This is a genomic window from Streptomyces sp. NBC_00190, assembly GCF_036203305.1.
Lineage (GTDB): Bacteria > Actinomycetota > Actinomycetes > Streptomycetales > Streptomycetaceae > Streptomyces.
In genome coordinates this window covers 85,013-110,771 of the sequence record NZ_CP108131.1, presented here as the reverse complement: position 1 = coordinate 110,771, position 25,759 = coordinate 85,013, and the positions used below count along the sequence as shown (strand labels likewise).

Annotated in this window: 24 protein-coding genes and 3 pseudogenes; 13 read left to right on the top strand and 14 right to left on the bottom strand. The window is 70.0% G+C overall.

What is annotated here, in order from left to right; genetic code table 11:
- Window positions 1–1,070 precede the first annotated feature (1,070 nt).
- Window positions 1,071–1,457, top strand: coding sequence for a hypothetical protein (locus OG429_RS00565; RefSeq protein WP_328923294.1), 387 nt, complete (start codon window positions 1,071–1,073; stop codon window positions 1,455–1,457).
- Entirely contained in the window at window positions 1,450–2,478 is a 1,029-nt protein-coding gene (locus tag OG429_RS00560) for an RNA ligase family protein (protein ID WP_328923293.1), read from the top strand. The genes OG429_RS00565 and OG429_RS00560 overlap by 8 nt, the downstream gene beginning before the upstream one ends.
- A 1-nt stretch (window position 2,479) precedes the next feature.
- Here the strand turns inward: OG429_RS00560 and OG429_RS00555 are convergent, their stop codons facing one another.
- Window positions 2,480–3,880: a hypothetical protein gene (locus tag OG429_RS00555; protein WP_328923292.1), complete on the bottom strand. Its 1,401-nt coding sequence runs from the start codon at window positions 3,878–3,880 to the stop codon at window positions 2,480–2,482.
- 645 nt (window positions 3,881–4,525) lie between these two features.
- On the opposite strand from OG429_RS00555, the gene OG429_RS41300 reads away from it, so the two are divergent.
- From OG429_RS41300 to OG429_RS41295, 3 genes are all read left to right on the top strand, one after another.
- On the top strand, window positions 4,526–5,080 hold the full coding sequence (locus tag OG429_RS41300; RefSeq protein ID WP_443051220.1) for a hypothetical protein: 555 nt from the start codon (window positions 4,526–4,528) through the stop codon (window positions 5,078–5,080).
- Window positions 5,081–5,462: 382 nt separating this feature from the next.
- Entirely contained in the window at window positions 5,463–6,242 is a 780-nt protein-coding gene (locus OG429_RS00545; RefSeq protein ID WP_328923291.1) for an SDR family NAD(P)-dependent oxidoreductase, read from the top strand.
- A 320-nt stretch (window positions 6,243–6,562) separates the two neighbouring features.
- Window positions 6,563–6,688 carry a helix-turn-helix domain-containing protein gene (locus OG429_RS41295; RefSeq protein ID WP_405681486.1) on the top strand — a complete coding sequence of 42 codons (126 nt, stop codon included), beginning with the start codon at window positions 6,563–6,565 and terminating at the stop codon, window positions 6,686–6,688.
- Between the two features lie 552 nt (window positions 6,689–7,240).
- Here the strand turns inward: OG429_RS41295 and OG429_RS41290 are convergent.
- Both OG429_RS41290 and sigJ read right to left on the bottom strand, forming a co-directional pair.
- Window positions 7,241–7,625 (bottom strand): annotated as a pseudogene (locus OG429_RS41290) (transposase); the annotation flags it as partial.
- 227 nt (window positions 7,626–7,852) lie between these two features.
- Window positions 7,853–8,791, bottom strand: a complete 939-nt coding sequence (sigJ, locus tag OG429_RS00530) for an RNA polymerase sigma factor SigJ (RefSeq protein ID WP_328923288.1) — start codon at window positions 8,789–8,791, stop codon at window positions 7,853–7,855.
- A gap of 274 nt (window positions 8,792–9,065) precedes the next feature.
- On the opposite strand from sigJ, the gene OG429_RS00525 reads away from it, so the two are divergent.
- From OG429_RS00525 to OG429_RS00510, 4 genes are all read left to right on the top strand, one after another.
- Window positions 9,066–9,599 carry an allene oxide cyclase barrel-like domain-containing protein gene (locus tag OG429_RS00525; protein ID WP_328923287.1) on the top strand — a complete coding sequence of 178 codons (534 nt, stop codon included), beginning with the start codon at window positions 9,066–9,068 and terminating at the stop codon, window positions 9,597–9,599.
- A gap of 93 nt (window positions 9,600–9,692) precedes the next feature.
- Window positions 9,693–10,115, top strand: coding sequence for a YybH family protein (locus OG429_RS00520; protein WP_328923286.1), 423 nt, complete (start codon window positions 9,693–9,695; stop codon window positions 10,113–10,115).
- Window positions 10,116–10,267: 152 nt separating this feature from the next.
- Complete coding sequence (locus OG429_RS00515) at window positions 10,268–10,837, top strand: YceI family protein (protein WP_328923285.1); 570 nt, start codon at window positions 10,268–10,270, stop codon at window positions 10,835–10,837.
- 307 nt (window positions 10,838–11,144) lie between these two features.
- Window positions 11,145–14,015: a helix-turn-helix transcriptional regulator gene (locus tag OG429_RS00510; RefSeq protein ID WP_328923284.1), complete on the top strand. Its 2,871-nt coding sequence runs from the start codon at window positions 11,145–11,147 to the stop codon at window positions 14,013–14,015.
- 22 nt (window positions 14,016–14,037) lie between these two features.
- Here OG429_RS00510 and OG429_RS00505 read toward each other — a convergent pair whose 3' ends face one another.
- Window positions 14,038–15,360 carry a hypothetical protein gene (locus OG429_RS00505; protein ID WP_328923283.1) on the bottom strand — a complete coding sequence of 441 codons (1,323 nt, stop codon included), beginning with the start codon at window positions 15,358–15,360 and terminating at the stop codon, window positions 14,038–14,040.
- 266 nt (window positions 15,361–15,626) lie between these two features.
- On the opposite strand from OG429_RS00505, the pseudogene OG429_RS41285 reads away from it, so the two are divergent.
- Together OG429_RS41285 and OG429_RS00500 are read left to right on the top strand one after the other, a co-directional pair.
- Window positions 15,627–16,007, top strand: a pseudogene (locus OG429_RS41285) (DUF7919 family protein); the annotation flags it as partial.
- A gap of 49 nt (window positions 16,008–16,056) precedes the next feature.
- On the top strand, window positions 16,057–16,215 hold the full coding sequence (locus OG429_RS00500; protein ID WP_328923282.1) for a hypothetical protein: 159 nt from the start codon (window positions 16,057–16,059) through the stop codon (window positions 16,213–16,215).
- 77 nt (window positions 16,216–16,292) lie between these two features.
- Here the strand turns inward: OG429_RS00500 and OG429_RS00495 are convergent, their stop codons facing one another.
- From OG429_RS00495 to OG429_RS00470, 6 genes are all read right to left on the bottom strand, one after another.
- Complete coding sequence (locus OG429_RS00495) at window positions 16,293–16,586, bottom strand: hypothetical protein (protein ID WP_328923281.1); 294 nt, start codon at window positions 16,584–16,586, stop codon at window positions 16,293–16,295.
- 132 nt (window positions 16,587–16,718) lie between these two features.
- A complete protein-coding gene (locus OG429_RS00490) occupies window positions 16,719–17,618 on the bottom strand; it encodes a hypothetical protein (RefSeq protein WP_328923280.1) in 900 nt (299 codons plus the stop codon).
- Window positions 17,615–18,628, bottom strand: a complete 1,014-nt coding sequence (locus OG429_RS00485; protein WP_328923279.1) for an SPFH domain-containing protein — start codon at window positions 18,626–18,628, stop codon at window positions 17,615–17,617. Before OG429_RS00485 ends, OG429_RS00490 begins: the two co-directional genes overlap by 4 nt.
- A gap of 303 nt (window positions 18,629–18,931) precedes the next feature.
- Complete coding sequence (locus OG429_RS00480) at window positions 18,932–19,942, bottom strand: clavaminate synthase family protein (RefSeq protein WP_328923278.1); 1,011 nt, start codon at window positions 19,940–19,942, stop codon at window positions 18,932–18,934.
- 42 nt (window positions 19,943–19,984) lie between these two features.
- Window positions 19,985–21,028 (bottom strand): hypothetical protein, encoded by a 1,044-nt coding sequence (locus OG429_RS00475; RefSeq protein WP_328923277.1) that lies wholly within the window; start codon window positions 21,026–21,028, stop codon window positions 19,985–19,987.
- Window positions 21,029–21,153: 125 nt separating this feature from the next.
- Entirely contained in the window at window positions 21,154–21,357 is a 204-nt protein-coding gene (locus OG429_RS00470) for a hypothetical protein (protein ID WP_328923276.1), read from the bottom strand.
- A 311-nt stretch (window positions 21,358–21,668) separates the two neighbouring features.
- Between OG429_RS00470 and OG429_RS00465 the strand changes: the two genes are divergently transcribed.
- Entirely contained in the window at window positions 21,669–22,850 is a 1,182-nt protein-coding gene (locus OG429_RS00465) for a restriction endonuclease (RefSeq protein ID WP_328923275.1), read from the top strand.
- Window positions 22,851–23,054: 204 nt separating this feature from the next.
- On the opposite strand, the gene OG429_RS00460 is transcribed toward OG429_RS00465, so the two are convergent.
- From OG429_RS00460 to OG429_RS00450, 3 genes are all read right to left on the bottom strand, one after another.
- Window positions 23,055–23,423 carry a hypothetical protein gene (locus OG429_RS00460; RefSeq protein ID WP_328923274.1) on the bottom strand — a complete coding sequence of 123 codons (369 nt, stop codon included), beginning with the start codon at window positions 23,421–23,423 and terminating at the stop codon, window positions 23,055–23,057.
- Window positions 23,420–24,007 carry an ISAs1 family transposase gene (locus tag OG429_RS00455; protein WP_328930118.1) on the bottom strand — a complete coding sequence of 196 codons (588 nt, stop codon included), beginning with the start codon at window positions 24,005–24,007 and terminating at the stop codon, window positions 23,420–23,422. Before OG429_RS00455 ends, OG429_RS00460 begins: the two co-directional genes overlap by 4 nt.
- A 441-nt stretch (window positions 24,008–24,448) precedes the next feature.
- Window positions 24,449–24,631: a hypothetical protein gene (locus OG429_RS00450; protein ID WP_328923273.1), complete on the bottom strand. Its 183-nt coding sequence runs from the start codon at window positions 24,629–24,631 to the stop codon at window positions 24,449–24,451.
- Window positions 24,632–24,672: 41 nt separating this feature from the next.
- Here OG429_RS00450 and OG429_RS41280 point away from each other — a divergent pair.
- A pseudogene (locus OG429_RS41280) lies at window positions 24,673–24,870 on the top strand (transposase domain-containing protein); the annotation flags it as partial.
- A gap of 275 nt (window positions 24,871–25,145) precedes the next feature.
- Here OG429_RS41280 and OG429_RS00445 read toward each other — a convergent pair.
- A complete protein-coding gene (locus OG429_RS00445; protein WP_328923272.1) occupies window positions 25,146–25,730 on the bottom strand; it encodes a nucleoside-triphosphatase in 585 nt (194 codons plus the stop codon).
- Between the last annotated feature and the right edge of the window lie 29 nt (window positions 25,731–25,759).

The following is a 25,759-nucleotide window of genomic DNA, read 5'->3' as shown; positions in this document are numbered from 1 at the left end:
TCGCGCGCTGGACCTCGGTCTGCTCGGCCTGGTCCCGGCACTGCCGGCACAGCCCGTCGTCGGGCCGTGGTGCTTGGCCGGCTGCCGAGCAGTCCTGGCCCTCGCATTCCCACCACTGGGGCCGAGGATATTCCTCCCGTTGTGCGGGTACTCGGCCCCGGCGGCGGTCCGCTCGGCGCTCTGCACATTTGGGGCATGCGTCTGCCAGGTGCAGGGTTGTGCCGTCCTCGCACATCGGGTCGGGGCAGTCCGTGGACGGGCGCACCAGCCCTACGGCGGCCCCGACGGGGGAGGAGAGCTCTCCTTCGGCCGGGGCGTGGGCGTAGCCGTGGGTCCACCATCGGCTCTGGATCCGCTCGATCAGTTGCTGTGGTGTCCGTCCTGCGTCCAGGGCTTGCAGGATCGCCTCGTGCAGCACGGCCGGACGGTGGAGCGGCAGCACAGGGGCCAGCTCCCGCTGCCATCCGGCTTCCACTGTTCTGACCGAGTCAAGCTGGCCCGGAGTCCTCCGCTCGCGGGCTGTCATTCTCGACCTGGCTGCCGGGGTGGGCGCGCCGGCGCCCCATGGCGCGGCGCAGCCGCCGGCTGCTCGCGCGCTACTGCCTGCAGTGGTTCTGCGGGCGTCATCGGCGCGTCCTGACGCACCAGGCGGCTCCCCGCCGTGGCGGGAGCCGCTGGAGCGGCAGGTGTGGGTCTGGCACCGTTGGTGTGTCCGGCTCCGTGACGGCCGAGATACATGAGGCCGAGGACGGTGTCGAAGTCGTCACCCCGATGCGGGTCGTCGGCCATGCGGTTGCGGCCGCGGGCGCCGCAGCCGGTGCACAGATGGACGACGGGCCGCGCCGCATGGGACCGGTGCGCTTCGCCCGTTGCGTCCCCCGGAAATTCCTTGGCCAAAACCTGCCGGGAAGCGGGCGGTGAACGCAGGTCGAACTCCCGTACCGGCGCGCACCCGCCCCTGGCAAGTCCGGGTCGTGCCGCCCCGCCCGGAAATCCAAGGGCCGCCCCGCCGTACCGCCCGCTACGATCGGGGCCCTCACCTTGATCGCGGCGGTCCGACGGAGGCACCGATGGCACAGGCCCCCGAGCGGACTCCCGCCCACCCCGAACGGTTTGAGCGGGGACACCCGTTCCGCCAGTGGAAGACCTCGCACATACCCGGCACCGAGCTGACCCTCACCGGGCAGTCACGCGCCAACGACAAGACGTTCTTCCACCTTCCCGAACTGCGCTGTGCGCTCGACGCCGGCTTCGCGGAAGGCCGTCAGCCCGAGACCGTCTTCTTCATCCACACCCACCACGGCCATTCCAAGGACCTCGACTTCCTCGCCGCCAGGCCCGCCGACGTCGACATCCACTTCTTCGGCGCCGCGTGCCCCGACGACGTGCTGGTGTGGGCGCACCCCGACAGCCGGCTGTCCGAACAGCACCAGCACGGCGGCGGTCGGCATGGCTGACAGCGGCTGGTCGCCGTACCCCAAGATCCCCTCCCGGGCCCGGCTGGGTGAGGCGCGGGCGGCCCGGGAGTGGGTCGCGCTGGAAAAGGTCCATGGGGCGAACTTCGCCGTCGTGTGCGACAGCGCCGGAGTACGCCCGGCCAAGCGCCGCGAACTGCTCGGCGAGAGCGGCCTCGACGACTTCTTCGGCGTGGGACGAATCTGGCCGGCCCTGGCCGTCGCCGCGAACCGCTGCGCCGCCGCCCTACGCCGCGCGTACGGCACCGATTCCTCGGCAGCGGTCACGGTCTACGGCGAACTGGCCGGCGGGCGCTACCCGCACCCGGACGTGCCGCCCTCGCCCGGTACGGAGCCGGTGCAGACCGGCGTCTGGTACGCGCCAGGGCTGCTCTGGATGCCGTTCGACGCCACGGTCGAGACAGCCGGTGGCGGCATCCGCTGGGTCGGCGACCGGGCCCTGCGGGAGGCGGCCGACGCCGCGGGCCTGCACTGCGCCCCGCTGATAGCGCGCGGGACGCTCGCCCAGGTACAGGAGCGGACGCCGGTGTTCCCGACCCGGGTACCGGCGCTGCTGGGCCTGCCCGAACTGCCCGGCAACCTCGCGGAGGGGCTCGTCGTCAAGCCCGCCGAGGAGTGGGGGACCCCCGACGGCGCCAGCACCGGCCCGGCCGCCCGCCCGGTGGCCAAGTTCAAGCACCCCACCTTCGCCGAGGACGAGCGCTTCGACGGCTCGCGCCCGTACCGGGCGCCCGCCGAAGGCGCGGCGGGAGTGCCCGGCTGGCTCCTCGGCCAGGTCGCCGCGCTGCTCACCCCGGCCCGGGCGGCGGCAGCTGTCAGCAAGCTGGGCCCGCGCACCCCGGCCGAGGAGGTCGCAGCGGAGATCGCCCGGGACGCGGTCGAGGAGGCCGCCGAGGCCCTCGGCGGCCTCGATGACGACCTCGCCCCGGCCCTGGAGCGGGCGCTGCGCGCCGGCGCGCTCGCACTTGCTTGCTTCGACGCGGCTGACCGCCGGGCCTCGTGATTCAGAGCCCGGCCAGCGTGTCGCACAGCCGTCGGGCCTCCTTGAGCAGGCGGGACGACCCCGGCCGCTGGGCCAGGGCGGTCACCTCGGGCAGTTCACCGCGTGCACACGACAGCCGCGCGGAGTCCGCCGCGACGGCCAGCAGCGCCCCGTGCGCCTGCGGCCGGGTGCGGGCCAGGAGGCCGGGGAGTCCGGCGACCAGGACCGCCCAGACCGGGGCGGCGCCCTGTGGGGCGGCAGCCGCCGCCCGCAGAGACTCGGTCACCAGGGCGACCTTCAGCGTGCCCAGCCCCACGAGTTCGGCGAGTTCCCGGCCCAGCAGCTCCCCGTCCAGCCTGCCCCGCGCGGCCAGCAGGAGCAGCGCTCGTACGGCGGCCTCCCGGTCCTCCTCTGGAACCGAGGCGAGCCCGTAGGCGACAGCGAGGTGCACGGCCGGTCCAGCCGGGCCGTCGGCCGCGGCGAGAGCCTCCAGGAAGGCGGGCGCGCCGCGGCCGCCGTCCTTGTCGGCCGCCGACGCGACCCCCGTCAGCAGCCGGGCCGCGGCGATCTCCGGGTGCCAGGGCAGGGCCGCGACCGTGTGTGCGTCCCGGAAGTCCGGCAGGGACCAGTGCGGGCAGGAGATGGCCGGCTCGAACTTCCGGAACAGCGACCAGAACCGCCGGGGGAACGCACCGCGGCCCTCGATCGCCTCGTGCCCCACCAGGATCCGGCGGCCGGCGCGTGCTCCCCGGCGCCTGCTGGGACGCTCGGGCGCACCGGACTCGCGCTCCCGCCACCCCGCAGGCTGCGGCAGCCCGCCCTGCCGCAGCCAGTCGGCCACCCGGGGCCCCTCCGCGAGATCCAACTTCTCGGCGGCTCGCACGGCTTCGGCGTCGACCGGGCCGCCGCAGCGCAGCAGCGCCTGCCCCAGGTCCGCCGGACCGGGCCGGACACCGAGGCGTGCGTACTCCGCGAGCCGCTCGACCAGTTGGCGCGGCTCCACCGCACCGGTCGGCCCGCTCGGCACGGACAGCGGGAACGGGACGGGGTCGCCGGCCCGCAGCCGTGCGTGGAGTTCGCCCATGCGCGCCCCCGCGATGTAGTCCAGCGCCACGTGCTGGCACAGTTCGAGCCAGCCCGCCCCGGCGTTCTCCCAGGACTCCTCGGCCCGTACGGGCTCCACCGCGGCGCCGACGATGCCCGCGAGGCACGCCACCTGCGGGTCCGGTCGTACCGCGAACTCGAGCGGGACGGACCCCAACGCGGCGGTCAGCGCCTCCCGGTCCCGGTAGGCGTGCACCACCACGGCGCTGAGCAGCCGTTCGAACGTCGCCACGCCCGGGTCGCGGCGGTCCGCCAGCACGGCCGCGACCTCGTCGGCGAGCGCACCGGGTGACGGTGCGGCGTATTCCCCCTCGATCATGGAACGCAGGGTAGACGGTCCCACCGACAGCGCCGCTGCCGTACCGACGTCATGTGACCGCCGAGCTCGGGAGTTCCGCGGCGCCCGGTGCGCTGCCGCCCGCCGCGGGGGGTGAGGACCATGGTCAGGCCACCGCCGGGGGGTGTCCTCGGCGCCCAGGGTGCCGCCGACGGCCTCGGTGAAGCCCCGGGCGACGGCGAGGCCGACCGCGGAGGGCCGCAACGCGCCGGCCGCCGTGAGCGCCGCCCCCGGCGGCCCGGTCCGTGAACCCGGCAGGCCCACCGCACCGGCCGAGGCCACCGTGCGCCGGGTCCTGCAGCGCATCGACGGCGACACCCTCGACACAGCGATCGGCGCTGGCTCGCCGCCCGCGATCAGGTCAGGCCTCGGTCGAGCGACCCGCCGTTCCCTTGCTGATCGCCGCGGCCTGCTCAGGCGTGCCCAGCAGTAACGCCCCTATCATCCTCCGCTGCTCAGTGCAGTTCGTCGCGGCAGCAACGAGGGCGCGTTCCTTGAGCATGACAGCTTGGCCTGGCCAAGCGCCGCGCCGAGGTCCGCCGTGATCACACCGAGCGGCTACCGGTCCAGATAATGGCCTGTGATCGTCCCTCTTGGGTCGATACCTACGGCTTTCAGGACGGAGCTATGCCGGGATCGCGGCGGCGCCAGGTCGTGTTGTTCGTTGTGGTGATGGGGCTGAGCTTGCCACTGGCCGTGGTCGCGGCGGTGCTGGAGGCCCAGGGGCTCACGGCTGCAGCAACCGTGGTCGCCTTGGCGGATGCGGTGTGGGTGGCCGCAACTCAGACGGCGGAATTCGTGCAACGGCGCCGCTCGGCTACTGCGCAACGGCCGTCGACGGAAGATCTGGCGCGCGCCAAGGACGTTCTTGCTGGACTCGTCCAGGAACGCTGGAAGGACGAGGCTGCGTCTCGGGGATTGGATCGTCCGTTTCCCATGCCGGTGCGCTGGCGGCTGGCCATCGCCTGTTCGCCGACGCAGCGGATCTCGGCGTGGGTGGTGTTGTGCCGACGCTTCCAGCGCTTGAGCCGCCGGCCGCGGAACGGAACGCGGATGTGGCGGCCAGCGCCCTGGTACGCGTTGTCCGCCCAGCATCTGATCCCGGACTCGGCCAAGGCGTCGACGATGCCGTGGGCGCGGGCGGCGGTCAGGTCGTGGGTGGAGCCGGGCAGGGCGACCTAAGTATGTTTTCCGGGCGGCGCATCAGCCCGGCCACCTCCCGGATCACCATTGGGGATCCCAGGGCGCGAAAGCAGATCGAGGACCGGGCGAAAGAGTCGGGCAACCCGGCTCACACACCCCTCGCTCAGTAGCGCATGGCCCGCGCCATGCATGAAGGCCCAGGAACCTCTCATGCCGCACGGCAGGCCGCGTCATCGCGGTTCCGCCAGGCCGGGCCCCGTCCTGGCGTGAGGCGATGAGTACCCCAGCACTGGCGGCTCCGGGTACAGGACGGTGCCGTTCATGGCGGTGAAGTCCCCGGAGGCCCAGGTAATGGCGGACCTCCCCACCCGCGTTCCGCCCTGGGCGCTGTCGCCATGGACGTGCCGTCTAGGGTGCGGGCATGGTCTCGCATAGCTACCTCTCCGAACTGTTCTCGCTGGACGGCCGGGTCGCCGTGGTGACGGGCGGCAGTTCCGGCATCGGCCGAGCCATCGCCGGGGCTCTCGCGCGAGCGGGGGCGAGCGTGGTGATCGTGGCGGGCAAGAGGTCGGAACTGGCCTCTACGGTCGACGAGCTGGCGGCGGACGGCTGCCGGGCGGCTTGGGTGAGCGCCGACTTGAGCACCCGCGACGGGTTGCGCGCGGCGGCGGAGCAGGCAGCTGAGGTGTTCGGCGAGCCCGACATTCTCGTCAACAGCGCCGGGATCAACGTGCGGCCGCCGATGGGCGAGCTGGGCGAGGAGGTGTGGGACGCCACGATGGCGGTGAACCTGGAGGCGCCCTACTTGTTGGGCCAGCGGTTCGGGCCAGGCATGGCCGAGCGGGGCTTCGGGCGGATCATCCACATCACCTCCCAGCAGGCGCACCGGGCGTTCGTCCAGAGTGGCGCCTACGGGGTCTCCAAGGGGGCGCTGGAGGCGCTGGCCCGCTCTCAGGCTGAGGCGTGGTCGCCACACGGCGTCACCTGCAACACGCTGGTGCCCGGCTTCGTCATGACCCCGCTCAATGCGCGGTTGTCGTCCGACCCGGAGAAGGTGGCGGCGCTGGCCGCGCGCACGATGGTCGGGCGTAACGGCCTGGCCGAGGACTTCGTCGGAGCGGCGGTGTTCCTGGCCAGCCGTGCCTCCGGCTACGTCACAGGGCAGGCTATCTTCGTCGACGGCGGGTTCTCCGTTCACTGAGCCCGACACCGCCTGAAAACCGGACGCAGCTGCTCCTCCTGGGCTCCCACAACCCGCACGGTCACCTCCAAGCGATCGGCCGTCCGGACCGCGCCGGGCCCCGAGGCGGCCCGCCTGGTCGGCGGGAACGTGACCGCGTCCGCGCCCGCGGTGCTGCCCGGACCCGTAGTGGGTCGGTCGCGTCGTTGAAGACACGTCGCGCTCTTCGGCGGCAGGTCGTTCGGGAGGTAGGACCAGGAGTCGTCCGAAGCAATCTCGCTCATGCTGTTGCCGAACGCGACGGCGGCGAAACCGGGCAGCTCTGACCCGGTGTCACCAACATCAAGGACGGCGCGATCCCCGAGCAGATCGCCGCCGAGCTCGGAGTCAGCCGCTCCGCCCTTTACCGGGAGCTCCGCCAGCACCGCGAGGGTGGCATCGTCGAACAAGCCGGACGGGAAGCCTGACCAGCAGGTCAGCGGTATCCGTTGTTTTTGCGGCGGCTGCTACGAGGACCCCCATCTGGGCTGACGGCGGGATCGACTCCGCCGACGCCGACCAGAGTCAAGCCCTCGAAGACCTCGCCGCCGCCGAGATGGTCACCCGCGGCGACCTCATCGACGTCCTCCACGACAACGTCGCGAACAGCCTCCGGACGCTCTCCGAGCCGTCACCGCCTACCGACACACCCCATGTCGCCGACTACTGACATCTCGTGTCGTCGCCCACTGACGTTGACGTTGTCCGACACTGACATAGCCCTGCGCATCCCACTGACCTCCACCCTGTGTGTCGGGTGCAGGGCAGATGTCGGTGATGTGCCGAGTTTCGTCAGTGGGATCATTCACGAGAGCTGTTGGCCAGGCCGGCGCCATGTGCCGGGGTGCTTGACTCCGACCGGAGGCTGAGCTGCCGCACCTTCGCGAGCGCGGCATGGTCCTGGCCCGCGGCGAACATTGCTGCCGCCTACTTAAGGCAGGTCATGGATGTGTCAGCGATCTTGTGCAAGTCGGTTGCTGTCATTGGATGCTGAGCCGGTCCTCGAAGAACACTGAGAACTGGTTCCGTGCCCCTTGCCAGAGTGGGGCGACGTGGTTCTTATCGCGCGCTTTGGGGTTGATCTGCGCGCGGACCGCCAGGTAGAGGACCTTCAACGCGGCCAGTTCCGAGGGGAAGTGGCCGCGGTTGCGGGTGGCCTTGCGTAGGCGGGCGTTCATCGATTCGACCATGTTCGTGGAGTAGACCACCGTACTTATGGTCGGCGGGAACGCGCGGTAGGGGGGGTGAACTCCGGCCAGGCCGACCGCCAGGCCCGCACGATCGCGGGTATCGTTTGCCCAGGTCAGAAGCCTCAAATGCGTCGAGAGCCTGGGCAGCGGACTGCTCCGTCGGGGCCGTGTAGGCATCGTGCACTCCCAAGAGGTTTGGCGAGTCGGATCCTTGTGTGCACAGAGGGCGTGGACCCGACGGTGCCTCGGAACGCTCTGGCGGCGACGGCCAAGAAGTTCGTGGGCGAGACGAGGACGGGCGTGACCATCATCGGTATCGCCCCCGGCCTCGTTCCCGCTCCTTGAAGGTGTTCCACTGCCGGGCAGCGGCTGTGAGCGGACCGGACGGTAGGTGAACGCGCCTCAACCCGTAGTCCAGCGATGGAGTTTTTCGGGGTTGCGTACGACCCAGATGTGTTTGATCCGGTCGTCCGCGACCTCGAACGCGTACACCGACACGATGACGCCGTCCTGCTGAGCCACCAGACCGGGCTGACCGTTGACCGTACGTTCCAGGAACGTCATGGTGTCGGGCTTGCGGCGGGCGATCTCTCGCCAGACGTGCGCGATCTGCTCAGAGCCTTCGATGGGGTGCGGGAAGGTGATGGCAAGGCCACCGCCGTCGGCGATCGCCGTGGCATCGGGGTCGAGCAGGCCGATCAGGGCGTCGATGTCCTTGGCCTCCCAGGCTTGCTTGAAGTCCCTGACGACGGCGGCGCGTTGGGCTGCCGCAGTCGTCGAAAACTGCGCGGCCCGGATGCGGCGGCGGGCCGAGGAGGCGAGCTGGCGGCATGCCGCCGGGGTCCGGCCGACGATCTCGGCCACTTCGGCAAACGAGTGGCAGAAGACGTCGTGCAGGATGAACGCGACGCGTTCGGCCGGGGTCATCGATTCGAGCACGACCAGGAAGGCCAGGTTGACCGACTCGTCCAGGGTGACCCGGTCGGCCGGATCGGCCGTCGCACCGTCCACCCGCCCACTGATCCACTCCGAATGCTCGGGCAGTGGCTCCGGGATCCATTCGCCCACGTAGGTCTCTCGCCTGGCCCGTGCCGAGCCGAGCAGGTTGAGGCAGATGCGGACGGCAACTGTCGTCAGCCAGGCGCCGGGGTTGTCGATGGCGTCCTGCTGCTTCCGTGACATGGCGTACCAGCGGGTGTAGGTCTCCTGGACGGCGTCCTCGGCCTCGGCCAGGGAGCCCAGAAGCCGGTACGCGCGATTGATCAGTTGGCGCCGCTCGCTCAAGAGCGCGTCCAGGCCCGGATCGGGCCGGCCGTGTCCTGGCTCGGATCGGGTGCTCATGGTGCCGACGGCTCCCTTCGTCGTATCTGCCCTTACCCGTTCGACAACACAGCCCCGCGGAATGTGAGGCGACGCACCGGCCTCACATTCCGCGGGGCTCTGTTGTCGAACCGCTGAGACGAACACATCACCCAGCGAGCACGTCGGGGCTCAGCTCGTCGGCGTACCTACCGGGCGCTCCAGGGTCGGCGGCGAGGTCGACCCTCCGGCGCCCGCCTGACCGGCAACGCCCACCAGGGGCAGAAACTGCTTGAGCAAATGAGGAGGTTCCATCATGGTCCCCAGAAGGCTGGGATCCTTCGGCGTGCATGACAGGGAACGGAGGAACAACACACGAGCGTCGCTCACAAAACTTTTCGCTATTTCGCTGGTCACCGCTTTTGTCGGCGTCTTTGCCATAAACAGCGCAGACGCCGATACCCCGGAAAGGCGACAAGTCGAGGTCCTCGAACTCAAGGTTCAGAACGATCAGTACGCGTATACCGATCTCGACCCGAAAGGGCCGAGCCTGGGTGATACGTACGTCTACTCTGGCACCGCGATAAAGGACGGCCGCAGTGTCGGACGCGGGGGTGGTTCGTGCCAGGTCATTCACATCAATGGCGAAGAACTCACGACACAGTGCCTGATCACGATGGAACTCAACCGTGGCTCTCTGACGATGCAGTCGCTCTGGGTGAGCGGAACAAGCCAGCTCGACATGGCCATCACCGGCGGTACAGGCGACTTCAGTAGTGCGCGGGGCGCCGTTCGCTACTGGGACATCGCAACGCCGAAAGAGAGGGTACGGGCCGAAATTCTGCACTGATAGGTGCAGCATGATCCGCAGAGCGGAGCGTGTGAGAAGCCAAGGTTCCACCACGAAAGGGAAGGTGAGGTCGCGATGCCTACGCAACGCGAGATGGACGAAGCCGAGATTCGTCGGCAAGTCAACATGATCGCCGAGGGACTCCAGGCCAAGGACCCCGGGGGCCTGAAGAAGCTGTACGCAACGGACGTCGTATCCTTCGACATCGAGCCGCCGCTCCAGAGTGTGGGGGTGGAGGAGAAACTCAAGAACTGGGCGCCCGTGTTCGCGTTCTTTGAGAGCGTGATCTACGAGGTTCGCGAGCTGACCCTCACAGTGGGCGATGATGTGGCCTTCGGGCACGCCTTTGCTCGTCTCAGCGGCACGCTGAAGGACGGGACGGCGATGAGCGGTATGTGGGTCAGGGTCACGTACTGCTTCCGGAAGATTGACGGGACGTGGTTGATCACGCACGACCACGTCTCGGTGCCGCTCGACATCGCGAGCGGCAACGGAGCGGTTCACCTCGAGCCCTGACAGATCACAGGAGTTCGAGCAACACCAGGCAACTGTCCGCGACGACCGATGCCTTGGGCCCCAGACGCCGGCGGGCGCGCCGCTCGCGATGGATCACGGGCACCGACCCCGACCCGCCAGCCCCCTCGCCGCGCGGCCTCGGCCGCACAACCATGGAGGAAGCCGTGAACGAAACCATGAACACCGCCCCCGTGACCGCCGCGATTCCGGGCTATCTGGCCGGCACGTGGAAGGCCGACCCGGCGCACTCCGAGATCGCCTTCTCCGTCCGCCTCCTCGGGATCAGCAAGACGCGGGGCCGGTTCACCACTCACGACGTCACGCTCGTCACGGACCAGAACCCACTGCGCTCGTCGGTCACCGCGACGATCGACCTCGCATCCATCGACACCGGCAACGAAAAGCGCGACAACCACCTCCACGCCGCCGAATACCTCGACGTCGACACGTACCCGACGGTGAGCTACCGCTCGACCGGCATCCGCCAGACCGTCGACGGTTGGGCCGTCGACGGTGAGCTTACCTTGCACGGCATCACACGGCAGGTGCCGCTGACCCTCAAGGTGAACGCCTTCAGCTCGGACCAGCGGGATGGACAGCGGGCCAGCTTCTCCGCGACGTCGGAGATCAACCGGCGCGACTTCGGCATCAACGCCGGTGGCGTCGCGCTCAGCGACAAGGTGTCGATCAGCCTCGAAATCCAGGCCGTTCTCCACAAGTGACCCCCCCAGGACGGGCGGCCAGGCCCCATCCACCGATCGCGCGGTGTCCCGATTCCGCAGTTCGACCGAGCGGGATCGGGGCACCCCCGCCACCCTTCACACCGTGGACACGTGGAATCACCATGCCCACCTGGACCAGGTCGCCGTCGCCCTCGACCAGCAGTAGTGGCAACACACGAACCCAGCCGGAGGCGAGTCCTGAACGCGCTCGGAACGCCAACTCCCTCTCACAAGCGACCGAATGTGAGACAGGGCCGTTCATCGATACCATCACCTGGTCGCGGACGGAAAGTGAGTCGACGCCAGCATGACTGACGAAGTGAGAGGGGAGCCCGTCGGCGGATTTCCCGGCCGGGCGCGAGAAGTCGCGATCCTGCGCGCGGTGCTGGCGGGCGAAGGCGGCATCTGGTGCGTCGCGGTCACCGGCGAACCGGGGATCGGCAAGAGCCGGCTGCTGACGGAGCTGGGGAAGCTCGCGGACACAGCAGGATGGACGGTCCGCAGCGCACGCGCGGCGGAGTTCGAGTCCCACATCCCGTTCGGTGTGTTCGTCAACGCGCTCGACGACCAGCTCGCCGAGCTGGGCCCGGAGCGTCTCGCCGCCCTCGGGCAACAGCAGCTCGCACTTCTTGCGACCGTGTTCCCGGCGATTCCGGCAGCCGGCCCCGCCGACCTGGTCGATGCGGAGCGGTACCGGCTGCACCGGGCGGTTCGGGCGTTGCTGGAGCTGGTCGCCGAGCCGTCCGGGCTGGTGCTCGTCTTCGACGATCTGCACTGGGCGGACGAGGGTTCGGTCGAGCTGCTCGACCACCTTTTGCGCCACCCGCCCCAGGCGCGGCTGGTCTTGGCATTGGCGGGCAGGCCCCGGCAGACGTCGCTGCGGCTGTGGCACGCGCTATCCCGGGCCGCGACCGACGGAGGGGCCGAGCTGCTGGAACTCGCGCCGCTGAGCCAAGCCGATGCCGGCCACCTCATGCCGGAAGGTCTGGGCCGTTCCCGGCGGGAAGAGCTTTACCAGGCAAGTGGCGGAAACCCGTTCTACCTGGAAGCCCTGGTGCGGGCCGGTGAGCGGGGTATCGCCGTCGGTGATACGGCGCTCCACCCCGACGGGGCGATCCCGGTGGCGGTCCACGCGGTGCTCGCCGCCGAGTTGGCCGCGCTGACCCCGCAAGAGCGGGTCGTCGCGCACGCCGCCGCGGTCGTGGGTGACGACTTCGAGGCTGATTCGCTCGCCGAAACGGCGGCAATGGACGCCGGGTCCGTGCTCGCCGCGCTCGACCGGCTCGCCGAGCGTGACCTGGTGCGGCTGGACGGTGCGACCGGCCGGTTCCGGTACCGGCATCCGCTGGTGCGCAGCGTCGCCTACCAGGATGCCGGTCCTGGCTGGCGGCTTCAGGCACACGGCCGGGCCGCGTCGGCACTTCGGACCCGGGGCGCGCCGCCGGCCGAGTTCGCCCGGCACGTGGAGCGATCCGCCGTCCGCGGTGACCTCGAGGCGGTCGCGGCGCTCACCGAGGCGGCCGAGGCGACGATGCACACCACGCCGGCGACCGCCGGGCACTTCCTGCGGGCGGCCATCCGGTTGCTCCCCGACTCGGAGTCGGCCACGCCGCAGCGCCTGATCCTGCTCGGCCGGCTGGCACACGCACTCGGCGCCACGGGCGACCTGTGGCAGGCCAGGGAAACCATGCACGAGGTGCTGCGGCTCCTGCCTGCCGAACTCACCCAGATCCGGGCACAGACAGCGCGGGCCTGTGCGACGGTGGAGCAGGTTCTCGGGCGCTACACCGAGGCCAGGGCGATGCTGCACAGCGAGTGGAAACGCGCCGAAGGTGTTGACGCCCACTCGGCGGCCGTCCTGCTCGTGGCGCTCGTTGCCGGTGAGAGTGTCGAGCGCGAGCACGGACAGGAACGGGTGGCCGAGGCGATTGCCGCCGCGCGGGAAGTCGGGGATCCGATGCTGCTGGCGACGGCGTTGTCGGCCGCAACGCTCATCGACCGGCGGGCGGACCGGCTGGACGAGGCGGCCGCGCTCCTGGACGCGCTGCCCGACAGCGACCTGGTCCGCGACATCGATGCGGCGTTCTGGCTGAGCTGGTCGGAAGTCTCCGCCGACCGGCTCATGGCGGCGAGCCGGCACATGAGCCGTGGCCTGCAACTGGCTCGCGCGAGCAGGCAGTCCCACAAGATCGCGCTGCTGACTGCGATCCGCGGCATGGTGCATGCCTATCTCGGCGAGCTGGCGGCGGCGACGACCTGCTTCGACGACAGCCTGGAGTCGGCGGAACTGACCGGCAGCGAGGAGCTGCGCGTCATGGCGTTGACCTTCGGGTGCTGGATCACCACATGGCGCGGCGACCTGGCCGAGGCGATCCGCCTGGGCAAGGAGGCCATCGTCGTCGACGACCAGGCGACGGCCATGAGTTCCTGGCGCAGTGGCCAGGCCGAGGCGATGCTGGCGCAGGCGATGTTGCACTCGGGCGATCCGCACGCTTGCATCGAGCTGCTGCTCACCAGTGGCGGTGGGACCGAGCTGCCGGCGGTGGGCCTCCGCACCAGGCCATTGGTATACCTGATGCTCACGGAGGCGGAGGTCGCGGCCGGCCGGGTTGCCGCGGCCGCGGCATGGGCCGACCGAGCGGAGGACGCGGCCGGCCAGCTCGAGCTTCCGCTGCGCACCGCCATGGCACAGCAGGCCCGCGCGATCGCCACGCTGCCAACGGATCCGGCGGCAGCCGCACCGCTCGCTGTCGCCGCTGCCGGCACGTTCGGCCGGATCGGGGCGGCCGTGGAGGCCGGGCGAGCACACTTGCTCGCCGCGACGGCGTTCGGCGGCAGCGGCGCGACCGACCAGGCCCGTGCGCACCTCGTGTCCGCCCGCGCGTTCTTCACCCGGTGTGACGCGCAACTGTTCCTGCCTCAGGTCGCGCGCGAGGAGCGGCGCCTGAACGCGCGCGGCCCCCGGCCCGAAAGTGGCGCCGAGCGCTTCGACTTGACGGCCCGTGAGGTCGAGATCGTCAACCTGGTCTCGGACGGCCTGACCAACCGGGACATCGGCCTCCGGCTGCATCTGAGTCCCAAGACCGTCGAAGTCCACCTGGGCCGGGCCTACGCGAAGGTCGGCGTCTCCGGTCGTGCTGCTCTGGCCGGCGTGTGGGCCGCCGCGGCGCGTGATTGAGGGCGCCACGGCAGCCGACACATCAGTTGCCGAGGCCGCGGACGTACAGGTTGAACTTCCGGCTGGTGCCGTCACCGCCCAGGTTCGTCGCGCTGGTCGTGAAAGCGACGTGGTGGCCGTCGGCCGAAATCGAGGGGCTGTAGCTGTACCCATCGCTCTGCGAGCCGTCATTGGCGACGCTGACCCTGGTCGTGGTGGCGGTCACCCGGTCTCGTACATACACGTCCCAGCTTGAGTTGGTGTCGCCGGTCACCAGCTTGTCCTCGCCGGACACGAACGCGATGTAGCGGCCGTCGGCGGAGAGCGTCGTCCGCTCCTGGCCGGGGGTCTTGCTGTCGCTCAGGCCATCGGGGCCAAGGTTCACCTGCGTCGTCGTCCGGGTAACCCGGTCGTACAGGAAGATGTCGGTGTCGATCGGACCTCCGGTGTCGCCCGCCACCAGATTCGACGCCGTGGATTCGAACGCGACGAAGCGGCCGTCGGCCGAGATGGTCGCCGTGCGACTGGCGGAATTGCCTTCGTCGCCGTCGGGACCGACGCTGATCCGGTCGGTGTACCCGGTCAGCTGATCGTGCACGAACACGTCGTCCGCGTGGTTGTTGTCGGGGAACAGGGACAGTGTCTTCGCCCCGGAGGAGAAGGCGACGTAGCGCCCGTCTGCAGAGATCGACGGCATTTGGCTGATGTCGTCGCCCTGGCGAACGTTCGAATCGACGCTGACTCTGGTGGTCTCACCGGTCTGCCGGTCGCGCACGAAGACGTCGTGGATGTCGTTGGTGTCGCCGAACACCAGGTTCGACGCGGGAGAGTCGAACGCGACGAACCGGCCGTCGGCGGAGATCGACGGATGGAAACTCTCACTGTCGCTCTGCTCGCCGTGGCTTCCGACGCTGACCCTGGTCGTCTCGCCGGTCTGCAGGTCGTGCACGAAAATGTCGCGGTAGCGGTTGGTGTCACCGGCCACCAGGTTCGTCGCGAAGGACTCGAACGCGACGTAGCGGCCGTCGGCGGAGATCGACGGATTCCGGCTCACGTTGTTGGCCTGGTTGCCCGCGGAGTCGACGCTGACCCTGGTGATGACGCCGGTCTGCCGGTCGCGCACGAACACGTCGTCCGCTCGGTTGGTGTCGCCGGCGACCAGATCCCTTGCCAGCGAAGCGAAAGCCACGTAGCGGCCGTCGGCGGAGATCGACGGCCCGCTGGCGGAGTTGCTGATCGGTGCCGTGCCTGCCGGCTTCGGTTCGGCATCCGTGGCATGCGCGACGCCGCCCGCTAGCAGCGCCGCGACGATTCCCGGCGCGAGCACTGCGCGCCCTGCGTTGCGGATTACGGAGAGACGTCTCATGGGTGTCCTTCTGTTCGGTTCGCCGCCACGGCAGCGAATTCTTGCCCTGATCAGCGTTCCGTGTCGGACCGGCCGAAGCATGAGGGAACCCCCTACACCTTCGGCGTCGCGTTCTGCGCGGCACGCGTGTGGATCTTGCACGGGCACATTTCAGCGACCGCCTCCTTGATCGGTTCACAGCCCACCGCGCTCCGAACGCCAAGCCTGGGGTGAGCCGGCGAAACCGCAGATGGATCTCGCCGGCCCGATCCACTAGGTCGTGTCCGATGAGTCGTGGAATCGCGTGGGCGTCAACGAAGCGGCGCGGCGATGATGTGCGGGTGTTCTACGAAGATCTCAGCGAGTACGACTACCAGGACGAGGATGCGTTCACGGACAGGGAGTCGGGCTTCTACGCGCTCTGGTACCGCCCGGCGTACAGCCGCCTGAACATCGGGTGGCTGGAAGCTGGCATGCCGTACTCGACAGGAACGGCCCCCACGGTGTTCGTGCAGAAGCTGAAGGCTGTTCAGGAGGTCCAGTGGATGAACGTCTGCCTCGGGGTGCACAAGTGCGACCTGTGTCCTGCGGATGAGGCTCCGGGAGGGAACGGGGAGGTACGGATCCCGGGCGAGGCCGGCATCGCTTATGCCGCTCCGTTCCTGATCACGCACTACATCACCGCTCACGGCTACCGACCGCCGCAGGCATTCATGGATGCTGTTCTCGCTGTCGAACTCGACGCGTGGGTCTCAACACGGTGGACTCGACGCGCTCGCGCGGCCCGGCACGACGGCGTGCACCGGGTGCGACGCCGCCGAGGCGCTGCTGCCGATCCTCGCCCACGGCCAGGACGACGTGCCTCGCGACGACTGACCACAGGGCAGTGCCTGTTGGGTGTAGCCGCGGCCGCGCCGTGGTGTCCCGGGGCGACGTCTACACCACCCCAGACCTCAGGCCGCGATGACGTTCTCGCTCAGGGCTGTGATGTCCGAGATGATCTTGACTTCCTGGGCCTCGATGTTGTTGCTCAGCGCGTGGTTCGCAACGTTCTGCGAGTGGGTGGCACCCGTCTGGGTGTTCCCGTTTCCGTTGTTCAAGCTCTGGCTGAGGGTGCCGATCCCTTCGAGGTCGTTTCCGACGAGGCCCGACGGTGTGGGGTCCAGCGGAGCGGGGGCGGCGCGTGCCAGGGTGGCAATGCCGGCTACGGCTGCGGCACTGAGTGCTCGGCCGAGGATCTTGGGCATACCCGGGCAACGAAGCACGCGGCCGGGAGGCACCCAGACGGTCGGGGACGCGGTGTAGTCGTGGCATTGGTAGCCCGCGTCCGTCGCCGGGCCCGTGGGTCTGCAGTGGCGACAGCCGGTCGGGCAGGACGCTCACGTCACCAGGTGCAGCGACGTTCCCGCGATTCCCAGCCGTACGCTCTGGCCCCAGGTCAGCTCCAGGGCGTCGCCCTCCATTCCGTCGCCGAAGACCACGATCCGGTCCGACTCCACGGTCAGCTGCAGCCCCTGCCCCCGCCCCAGCTCACCGGCGACCTTCGTCGTTCCCGTCGTGGGGGAGGGCCAGGCCTCGCGCACGAACCACAGGAGCCGCCGGTCGCAGGGTGCGGGCAGCCCCGCAGGGCTGCCGCGCTCCAGCCACAGGGAACGCAGCCAGCCGGTGGCGCCCGTGCCGGTGCCCACCAGCACCCCGGAGGATGCCTGGGCCTCGCCCGGGCCCTTCTCGCCGTCGGAGCCCAGGCGGTAGCGGGCCGTCTGGTGACCGGGCGAGCCCAGGTAGATCTCGTTCAGCGCGAGAAGGCGCTGGGTGTCGTCGGCGACGGCCTCGACCATGGTCAGCTCCTCTGCCCGGCCCCCGGCGGCGGTCGCCGCACGCAGCAGGGCGGCCGCGTCGGCGCAGCGGTGACGGACCAGGACCCCCGGGTTGCGCCCCGGGTCGGTGTCGATGCCCACCACCGGCTGTCCGCGCAGGTACTTCGCGGTGTTGGCGACCAGGCCGTCCTGGCCGACCACGACCACCACGTCCTCCGGGGCGAACAGGAAACGGTCCAGGTCCGCCCGCTCCACCCGGGAGCTGCGCCAGGTGAGCGGCACCGCCGCCGCCACCTCCCGCAGCGCCTGCCGCGTGCGCTCGTGGCGGCGGACCACCTCGTCGATCGACCGGCCCCGGCTGGAAAGGAAGAACGCGGCCTGCCCGTGCGTCCCGTGGCGGGCGAGCAGCTCCTCGTACTCGGTCCTGCGGTGCACGATCACCGCCCGCGGGGCCAGGCTCACTCGCCCGCGCCGCCTTCCGGACGTCCGAGCCTGGTGAGGAGCCCGGTCAGGACGTCAGGAGAGAGCGTGATGCTCTCGATCCGCGGCAGGTTCTCCGCCAGCCGGGTCGCCGCCAGGGCGTGCAGCGTGCCCGGGTCAGCTTCGTCGTGCACGCCCAGCCAGGCAGCCTGAACCTCGGCGCGCGCCGCGCCCGTTTCGCGCGCCGCCTCGGCGTCCGCGTGGGCCAGGCGGACCTTGCGGGCCGCCTCGGTCTCGGTCCGTATGCCGTCCGCCGCCGCCTTCTCCTCGGCCTCGCGGCGGGCGTTGGTGCCGCGTTGGTCGATCAACTGCTCCTCGCGTCGCGCCAGTTCGATCTGACTGGCCAGCTCGTTCTCGGCGATGGCGCGCTCACGCTCGACGGCGACGGCCCGCCGTTCGTAGGTGGCCCGGTCCGCCTCCTGCTGGATCTGCTCGCGGGCCGGGGTGCGCAGGGCGCGCTCCACCTCGGCCTCGGGGCGGATCGCCACGACCCGCACGGCCACCACATCGATGCCGGTGGCCGGGAGCCTGGGCTCGGCAGCGAGACCGGCGGCGACGCTCCCCCGCACGGAGGCGACGCCGTCCACCAAGGCGACGGCCAGCGGAGTCCGGGCCAGTACGTCCAGCGTGTGCTGCTGCGCGGTCTCGGTGAGGAGAGTGGCGATCTGCTCCAAGGGTGCGCCGCGCCAGCTCCCGGTGTCCGGGTCGACGGAGAAGTCGAGTCGGTCCGCGGCCTCGGCCGGGTCGCTGATCCGGTAGGTGACGGTGGCCTGCACGGCGACGTCCTGGAAGTCGGACGTACGGGCGTGGAACGCCATGGCCAGCTCCCGGTCGTCGACCGGCACTTCCGAAAGCGCCGCCGACAGCGACCGATACCAGAAACTGAGCCCCCGCCCGTCGTGGACGAGTCGGCCGCGCTTGTGGTGGCGGATGTGGGCCGTGGGCGCGGAGCGCAGATGACGCCAGCCGAAGCGCCGGGTGATGTCGGCCATGATGATGAGCCCCCTTAATTTCGTCAATGCGACGATAACGAGACGTGCTCATATCGTCAAGAGGACGAAAAGAGGGCTGCCGGGGCGCTGCCCGGCAGCAACGGAAGCCGCTCGAACGGTCCTCGGCCTGCAGGGCGGGCTGCCCCCGAGCGGTCTCATGGTCCGTGCGTCCGCGCTGGCCCTGCTCGCGGAGGAAGCCCCCGCCGCCATGTCGTCGCCGAGGACCTTCGGCCAGCAGTGCCCCACGCTCGTCGGACACCACGCAGTCGCGCCCGGCTTCCGTGCCCGGGGACTGGACGCTGGTCAGAGGGCGAGCATGTGGCCGTCGTGGGGGCGGTGGTCGCGGGAGCGGCGCAGGTCGGTGGTGACGTAGGTGCGTTGCAGCCAGCGGTCTGCTCCGTCGTAACGGGGGTGGAAGGCGGTGCGGCCGTGGACGGTGACGCGGTTGTCGATGATGACCAGGTCGCCCGGATTTAAGCGCAGGGTGCGGGCGGTCGCCTCGCAGGCGCGGCCGAATTCGGTCAGTGCCGCGGCGGCCCGAGGGGTGAGCGGGGTGGTGACGAGTTGGGCCATCCGTATGTCGGGATCCTCGACCGCTCCCGACAGCACCGGTCGGGGCTCGACGTCGGGCTCACTCGCGGCGGCGTCGGGGCCGAAGGAAGGTGGTGGTGTGGTGATGAACTCCGGGGCGAACAGGGCCTGGCGACTGGCTGGGGTGAGGAGCGGCAGCGCTTGGCGGATGCCGGCGACGCGCATGCCGGCGATCTGGTCGTGGTCGGCTCGCAGGCACAGGAAGATCACATAGTCGGGTGGGTGGGGGTGGAAGCCGTTCTCGGTGTGGAAGGACAGCGGCACCGATCCGGCGTTGCCGTGGAAGTTCTCCTGCCCGGGCACGGGCACGACGTCCTGCACGAGGGCGCCGGATTTCTCAGCCCGGTAGGCGAGAGGCTCGCCGAGCCCGCAGGCCATCATGGTGAGCACGGCGGCCGAGACGGTGGCCCGGCGCTGGACCGAGCCGGGTACGGACGGTGTCGCGGGCAGGGACGCCTGATCGACGGGCAGGCCGCCGATCACCAATGTGCCATGCGGGCCGGAGTGCCTTCGAAATCGGCGCACCCCACGGCGCAGCGGGAACGGAAGGTCTTCCCAGGCGTCCCGGGCCCGGGCCACCCACTCGGGGTTGTCGACCTGGTCGTGCTCGTCAGCGCACAGGGTGCGGGCCAGTTGCTCGCACGCGCCGGCATCGGCCGGGTCAAGTGCCCAGTCGGTGGCGACGGCAGAGCTTTGGGTGGTGCCGGGCGTCGTCTCAGGCATCAGGGTCTCCCTGCCGGAGGTGTGGGCGGCGGACACGCGGACTCACGAGTGGCGCAGGCCGGCCACGGCGTCGGCGATGTAGTGGTCCCCGAAGCGGATCAGGGAGGCGTACTGGGCCGCGCGGCGATGGCGCATGAGCCGTAGTTCGGCGACGGCGTTGTCGGGGCCTTGTGGTTTCTGAGCGATGGAACGACGCAGATGCACCATCGAGTACGCGAGGGTGACGTGCCGTTCACCGTCCACGATGTCGGCTTCCAGGAGCGCGCCCCGTGCCTCGGCCAGCTCCGGGGCGCGGGCCGCCAACTGCTCGTAGGAGTCGGGAACCACGGACAGCAGGTCCTTCATCGCCGCCCGGAACAGCTTGTATGCGCGATGTTGGCGCCCGCTCAACGGGACGTCCACCGACGGGGGCGCCATGGTATGGCGTATCGCCGCCATGTAGTAATCGGCCGGGACCGTACTTGCGTGGGTCATGGCCGCCGGAAAGCCCCGCACGTACACCGTCGCATCCGCCAGCCGCGGCAGAGCGGCATCGCCGTCGCCGTGCCGTAGATGGCGGGTGGCGTCGGCCACGGCGACCGCGGCGCAGATGTTGAACAGGACATGGACCTGGTGCCCGATGAGCCACCGAGCACTCCACACACTCTCCATCGACGCCCCCGCAGCAGGCTCGGGGACGGCCACCAGCGGTATGGAGTCAGGGTCGGCGCCCGGTGCTGCGCCGGTGAGGTCGAGCACCGCTTGCCGCATCCCGGCCGTCTCCAGCGCCAGGTCGGCGCCCGACAGCGGAGCCTCACACAGGTCTTCCAGACCGCGGTGGACGACCAGGACACCGTGCAGGGCGGCCTGCTGATCCGACAGTTCCCCTTCACGGACCCGGAAGAACGACTGACTGGTCGACTCCGCCGGCAGTCCCTCACCGGCCACGGCCGGAGCCAGAGCCGACAGCGCGGCCACCAACTCTTCGGCAGCCGCAGCGGCCTGCCGCAGCGCGAGGGTCCGCTCGACAGGTCTGGCATGGGTCGCCAACCCGGCCAGCACGCGCGCGGTGCGCTTCGCCTCCGCATCGACCCGCGTGCCCAGCACCGGGACGGAGCGCCCGCCTCGGGGCTCACGGAAAACAGCGACAGCAGGATGACCGGCAACCGGCGGTAAGCCCATGGTTGAAGTACTTCGCCAAGAACACTCCGCACGAAACCTGATCTGCATGATCATTCCTGTGTGCCCGGCTCGAGCTGGGCGGGGATGCGGCTGGCGCGCAGCTCCTGCAGGTCGGGGATGTGCTTGTAGAGGGTGCCAGGGCTTACGCCGAGGACCTTGGTGATCGAGGTGATCGAGTTCTCGGGGTTGGGCGGCATGCCGCGGGCGGCCCGGATGATGTCCGGGTTGATGTCACAGGACACTGAGCACTGCATCTGGCGGATGAGACCTCGTCGGGGCGTTCCGGCTGCCACCGGCGGTGCTCGAACTCCTCGCCGACGTCCTCGCCCTGAGCGAAGAGGTGACCTGGGGGATCGATCTTGACGGACGCGGACCTGGTCGGCGATGGTCTCCCAGGCTTCCTCTCCGGGTGCCAGACCATTCCGGCGTCGTCCCGTCGACGGGTTTTTCTTGCGCCGCTCTTCCAGCTCGCCGGTCCGAAGGGCCTAGCGTTGTTCGTGGACCCAGCGGCCGAGGGGAAGCCCGCCGGGTTCCCGGCTGACGTGCCCTGCGATACTCCGTGGTTGTGACCAGCGAAATAAGCTCCCGGGCAGTATGGCTCGGGCCGCCGCCGGAGAGACGTCCGGTCCGAACGTGGCAGGATGCCGAGCATAATGCCGCGGCCTGGATGCGTTGCTGGGGATATCTCGACGCGTTCGCCAAGCCGGGGGGCTCGGACGGCGGCGTCGATGTGCGGTCGGCGCGGGCGCTGGGGCAGGTCAAGTACCAAGGGGCGGCGGTGGGGCGTCCGGAGTTGCAGCGCCTGTTCGGCGCGCGCGGCCAGAGGCTGGACCGGCAACTGCTCTTTTTCACGGGGAGCAGTTACACCACGACGGCGGTCAACTACGCGCTCGAGAACGGCATCGCGCTGTTTGTGTATGGCCTCGACGGATCGATGACGGCGGTTAACGCCCCCGCCCGCCGGATCACGGATGCCGCTCGTGACTCAGCGGGCTCGCGTGTCACGGGGGCGAATCCTACGCGGGAGCAGCACCGGGTCCCACAGGGCCGCCGGGTTGAGGCACTCCGGCGTTTCGCGGCGGCTGCGCGTCTCGCGGCGACCGACCGCCACGAGACGGCGGAGGGTATATCGGAGACCGTCCGTGCCCAAGTGGCCGACGATGGTGCTGAGGCCGCCCGCGCCGAGGCGCTCGCCCGTCTTGCGGTGGTCCCCGATCCAGTACCACCGGCCGCTGCTCGCGCGGCTCGGGTGCCGCATGCCGTTGTGACCCCAGATGCCGCGCTCGGGCCCGCCTGCTCGCCGGGGACCGCGACAGAGGCGCCCGGTCCGCGCCCCAGTGCACCGGTGGCTGTTCAGCCAAAGGAACGTCGCCCCGGAACCGGCCGCTTGCTCCTTGCGCTCTTCCTCGCGGTCATCGCACTGGCCATGCCGGGCTCCGAGTCCTTCACCCCACGCCCCGACCGGACCGTGGCGACGGCCATCCTCCTCGTCCTCCCCGGTGTCCTGTTCCTGTGGGGCGTCACAACGAGGTCGCGCCGCCGTTTCTGGCCGACCGGACTGGCCTTCTTCCTGCTGGACCTTCCCCTGGCCTGGGTGACCAACGCCCAACTATGGCAGGGCGATGCCTCCGACCTCCTCCTGCCGACGACACCGGCCGTGCTGTGCCTGCTGACCGCCGGCCTGCTGATCCGCTGGAACACCAGATACCCGAAACTCAACGACACCGGCAGGCTGACGTCCGGATAAGCCCGCCCAACCAACGGATAGGACTGGCTCTCGGAGCGCGTAGATCGGTCGGTAGCCCACCCGCGAAGCCAGGGCTTCGGCATCAAACGAGACGACCTCTTTGGCGGTCTCGGTCACGGCACCCGGGGGCACGCCGCCGAGCGGACCTGTGCGAACAGGCCGCGGCCACCAGCGCCGGCGAGCCGTACGTTCTGCGTGTCATCGTCACCTGACGGCTGGCAGGTATCGACAGTCGCGAGCGTTGCGTCGAAGGCTGGCGGCGATGTTGGTGTTCCCCGCGAGGCGGAGGGCGCCGATAGCGAGGTTGCGCCAGGTCGCCATCGAGCGAGGGGCGGTGCCCGTCCGCAGCTGTGAGGCGTCCTCGGCGAACGTCACGTCTCGGACGTGGTGCAGGGCTTCGATCTTCCAGTGGTCACGAATGGAGGTCGCGAGCTGGGCGGGTGTGGCCTGCCCGGCGGTCAGGCTGGTGACGGCGTAGACGGTCTTGATGCTGATCCTGTCGGTCGTGCGGTCCACCCGGCGGCGCCTGAGCTGAACGGCCTGGTGTGCGCTGGGGAAGAGCAGGTTGTTCACCGTGCACACCTTGACCTGCGGATCTCGCCCCGGCCGTGCCCGGTGTCATGGGTTCGTGACTGCAGCGGAATATGCTTCCACGGAAAGGGCTTGAGCTGCTTGCGGAGCTTCTTCTGATTCCCTTTCACGATCACGATGTAGTTCGCGTTGCGGCCGAGCAGGTATGTCGCATGCTCGGGCTGGGGGTGCATCGTGTCGATGGTCACGACCACGCCGGCCAGGTCGGTGAGGGTCTCCAGTAGCGGCCGGAAGCAGGTGATCTCATTGGTCTTCTCGCCCACGTCGAGCTGGGCCAGGACCAAGCCGCGGACGGGGTCGCATGCGGCGAGCAGGTGAACCTTCCGACCTTTGGCCCTGCCTGCTCCGCGCAGGCTCTTGCCGTCGACCGCCAGTGCGCGCATCCGGCCGTCGGTGCCGGGGCACCGGTCGGCCAGCCAGCCGCCCACTGCCCGGTCCAACACGTCGCCGTCGATGCGGCCCAGCAGCCGCCGTACCGTCGTTTCCGTAGGCGTGCACCGCTTCGAGAACAGCGGATCGGGCCGTACGCCAAGGCGCTCCAGGACACAGGACGGGGCGTCAGCGATCCACTCGCCAACCGCCAGTAGGGAGGTCGCCCCGGCCAGAACCGCGCACGCGGTCAGGCGAGCACGGCGACCAGGGCGTGTCGCACCCTGCGCGGGTCCCGGGGATCGGGCACCTCAGCCAGTCGCTCCAGCAGGCCCGGGATCTCCTCGGGCACGGCCTCGGGATGCCGGCGGAGTTGGTCAAAGGCAGTCAGGATCGGCGCTGATGTGTTGGCAGGCACGGTCCTCCAGTCGGATCACGGGGTGTCGAGAGCTCCATGATCTTGGAAGCCCGCGCCTGCCACGTTCCGGCGCCCCACCAAGCCGACAGATCGCCACGAACTGGGCTCCACGCGAGAACGCTGAAGCCCTGCCAGTCGGATATTCACCATCCGGACTCCAACGGGGTTCTGCGTCGCAGCTGGACCCACGGACTCGCTGCACAGAGCCCCGACACCCGTGTCAGCACCGCAGCTCCGCCGCGCGCTCGCACATCACCTCCACAGCGTCAGGTAGTCGAGGAAGCGGCCCGGGGTGGGCCTCCCGGATGAGCTTCACCGCGTGAAGCCGCCGACCACTCCTGATCAGCTCGTCCACCTCTTCCCGGACCACCGGCAGCAACGCGTCCCAGATCGAGTTCTCCATGCGCCGATCCAAGCAACTCACCCTCTCCCACCGCCACCGAATTGGAACTCGTCGCCAGCGTGCTGGAGAAGTGCCGGGTCCGGGACAAGAAACCCGGCGCGCTGCCCGCCGGGTTCATGGTCTATTTCACCCTTGCGCTGGCGCTGTTCCAGCAGGATTCCTACGACGATGTCGCTGAACACCTGGTCGGCAGCGTCCCAGAGCTGATTGCAAGTATTCCGAACAGGTCGTCGTTTACGCGGGCGCGGGCGTCTGGGGCCGCTGGTGCTGGAGGCCGTGTTTCGGGAACTGGCCGGCCCGTTGGCGCCGGTCGGACTGCAGGACTCCTTCTACCGCGGGATGCGGCTGGCCGCGGTGGAAGGGTTCGTGCTGGACGCGCCGGACACGAAGGTGAACCGGGCCGCGTTCGGCGGGCCGGTCAAGAACGGCCAGTCGGCAGGGTTTCCCCAGGTGAGGGTGGTGACGTTAATCGAGTGTGGCACCCACGCGCAGATCGACGCGGCGGTGGGCGGCTTCAACGGCTGCGAGCGGGAACTCGCGATCGCTCTGGCCGTCTCAGCGGCCGGGATGCTCGCCCCTGCAGCCGGGCGGCGAGCTTCTCGGGCAGGGAGTCTCGGTTTGCCGGGGTGAGGTGGACGACCTCGATGTCGGCGCGCCGCTTGAGGGCGTCGGTGAACGGATCGTGGTCTGCGTGGACCGTGGCGACGGCGTCGATGTCCGCGGCGAACAGGGTGATGACCGCGTCCCGGAACGCCTCGGATGCCAGTTCCATCCGCCCCAGCTCGTCGATGATCACTAGCCGCCCCGTCGCCTCGGCGCTTGCCGCCGGCCGGAGCGACGGCAGCGCCAGGCGTTCCATGACGCCCAGGTCGACGCCGTATTTCCCCACCCGCGGCGGACCGGGGAGGTCGACATGGGCAAGCACCTCCCGCCGGCCTGCCAGGGTCTCCAGGGCGAAGCCGACTCGGTGGCCGGACTGCCGGATCTCCTCCGTGGTGAAGCCGGTGGCCGTGCGGGCGGGCAGCAGCTCGGCCAGCTGGCGGAGGGCGGTCGTCTTGCCCGAGCCGGGGCGGCCTTCGAACAGGATCCTTGTCGGCACACTGCCATCCTCACCCCGCACCCGGCGGC

What these genes read in the sequence shown, in the direction of transcription:
- OG429_RS00500 (WP_328923282.1), top strand. Translation starts at nt 16,057, where the DNA reads ATGCTGTTCTCGCTGTCGAACTCGACGCGTGGGTCTCAACACGGTGGA.
- OG429_RS00480 (WP_328923278.1), bottom strand. Translation starts at nt 19,942, where the DNA reads ATGCCTGAGACGACGCCCGGCACCACCCAAAGCTCTGCCGTCGCCACC.
- OG429_RS00545 (WP_328923291.1), top strand. Translation starts at nt 5,463, where the DNA reads ATGGTCTCGCATAGCTACCTCTCCGAACTGTTCTCGCTGGACGGCCGG.
- OG429_RS00505 (WP_328923283.1), bottom strand. Translation starts at nt 15,360, where the DNA reads ATGAGACGTCTCTCCGTAATCCGCAACGCAGGGCGCGCAGTGCTCGCG.
- OG429_RS00495 (WP_328923281.1), bottom strand. Translation starts at nt 16,586, where the DNA reads ATGCCCAAGATCCTCGGCCGAGCACTCAGTGCCGCAGCCGTAGCCGGC.
- OG429_RS00560 (WP_328923293.1), top strand. Translation starts at nt 1,450, where the DNA reads ATGGCTGACAGCGGCTGGTCGCCGTACCCCAAGATCCCCTCCCGGGCC.
- OG429_RS00450 (WP_328923273.1), bottom strand. Translation starts at nt 24,631, where the DNA reads ATGGAGAACTCGATCTGGGACGCGTTGCTGCCGGTGGTCCGGGAAGAG.
- OG429_RS00515 (WP_328923285.1), top strand. Translation starts at nt 10,268, where the DNA reads ATGGAGGAAGCCGTGAACGAAACCATGAACACCGCCCCCGTGACCGCC.
- OG429_RS00485 (WP_328923279.1), bottom strand. Translation starts at nt 18,628, where the DNA reads ATGGCCGACATCACCCGGCGCTTCGGCTGGCGTCATCTGCGCTCCGCG.
- OG429_RS00565 (WP_328923294.1), top strand. Translation starts at nt 1,071, where the DNA reads ATGGCACAGGCCCCCGAGCGGACTCCCGCCCACCCCGAACGGTTTGAG.
- OG429_RS00555 (WP_328923292.1), bottom strand. Translation starts at nt 3,880, where the DNA reads ATGATCGAGGGGGAATACGCCGCACCGTCACCCGGTGCGCTCGCCGAC.
- OG429_RS00470 (WP_328923276.1), bottom strand. Translation starts at nt 21,357, where the DNA reads ATGCAGTGCTCAGTGTCCTGTGACATCAACCCGGACATCATCCGGGCC.
- OG429_RS00510 (WP_328923284.1), top strand. Translation starts at nt 11,145, where the DNA reads ATGACTGACGAAGTGAGAGGGGAGCCCGTCGGCGGATTTCCCGGCCGG.
- OG429_RS00520 (WP_328923286.1), top strand. Translation starts at nt 9,693, where the DNA reads ATGGACGAAGCCGAGATTCGTCGGCAAGTCAACATGATCGCCGAGGGA.
- OG429_RS41300 (WP_443051220.1), top strand. Translation starts at nt 4,526, where the DNA reads ATGCCGGGATCGCGGCGGCGCCAGGTCGTGTTGTTCGTTGTGGTGATG.
- sigJ (WP_328923288.1), bottom strand. Translation starts at nt 8,791, where the DNA reads ATGAGCACCCGATCCGAGCCAGGACACGGCCGGCCCGATCCGGGCCTG.
- OG429_RS00525 (WP_328923287.1), top strand. Translation starts at nt 9,066, where the DNA reads ATGGTCCCCAGAAGGCTGGGATCCTTCGGCGTGCATGACAGGGAACGG.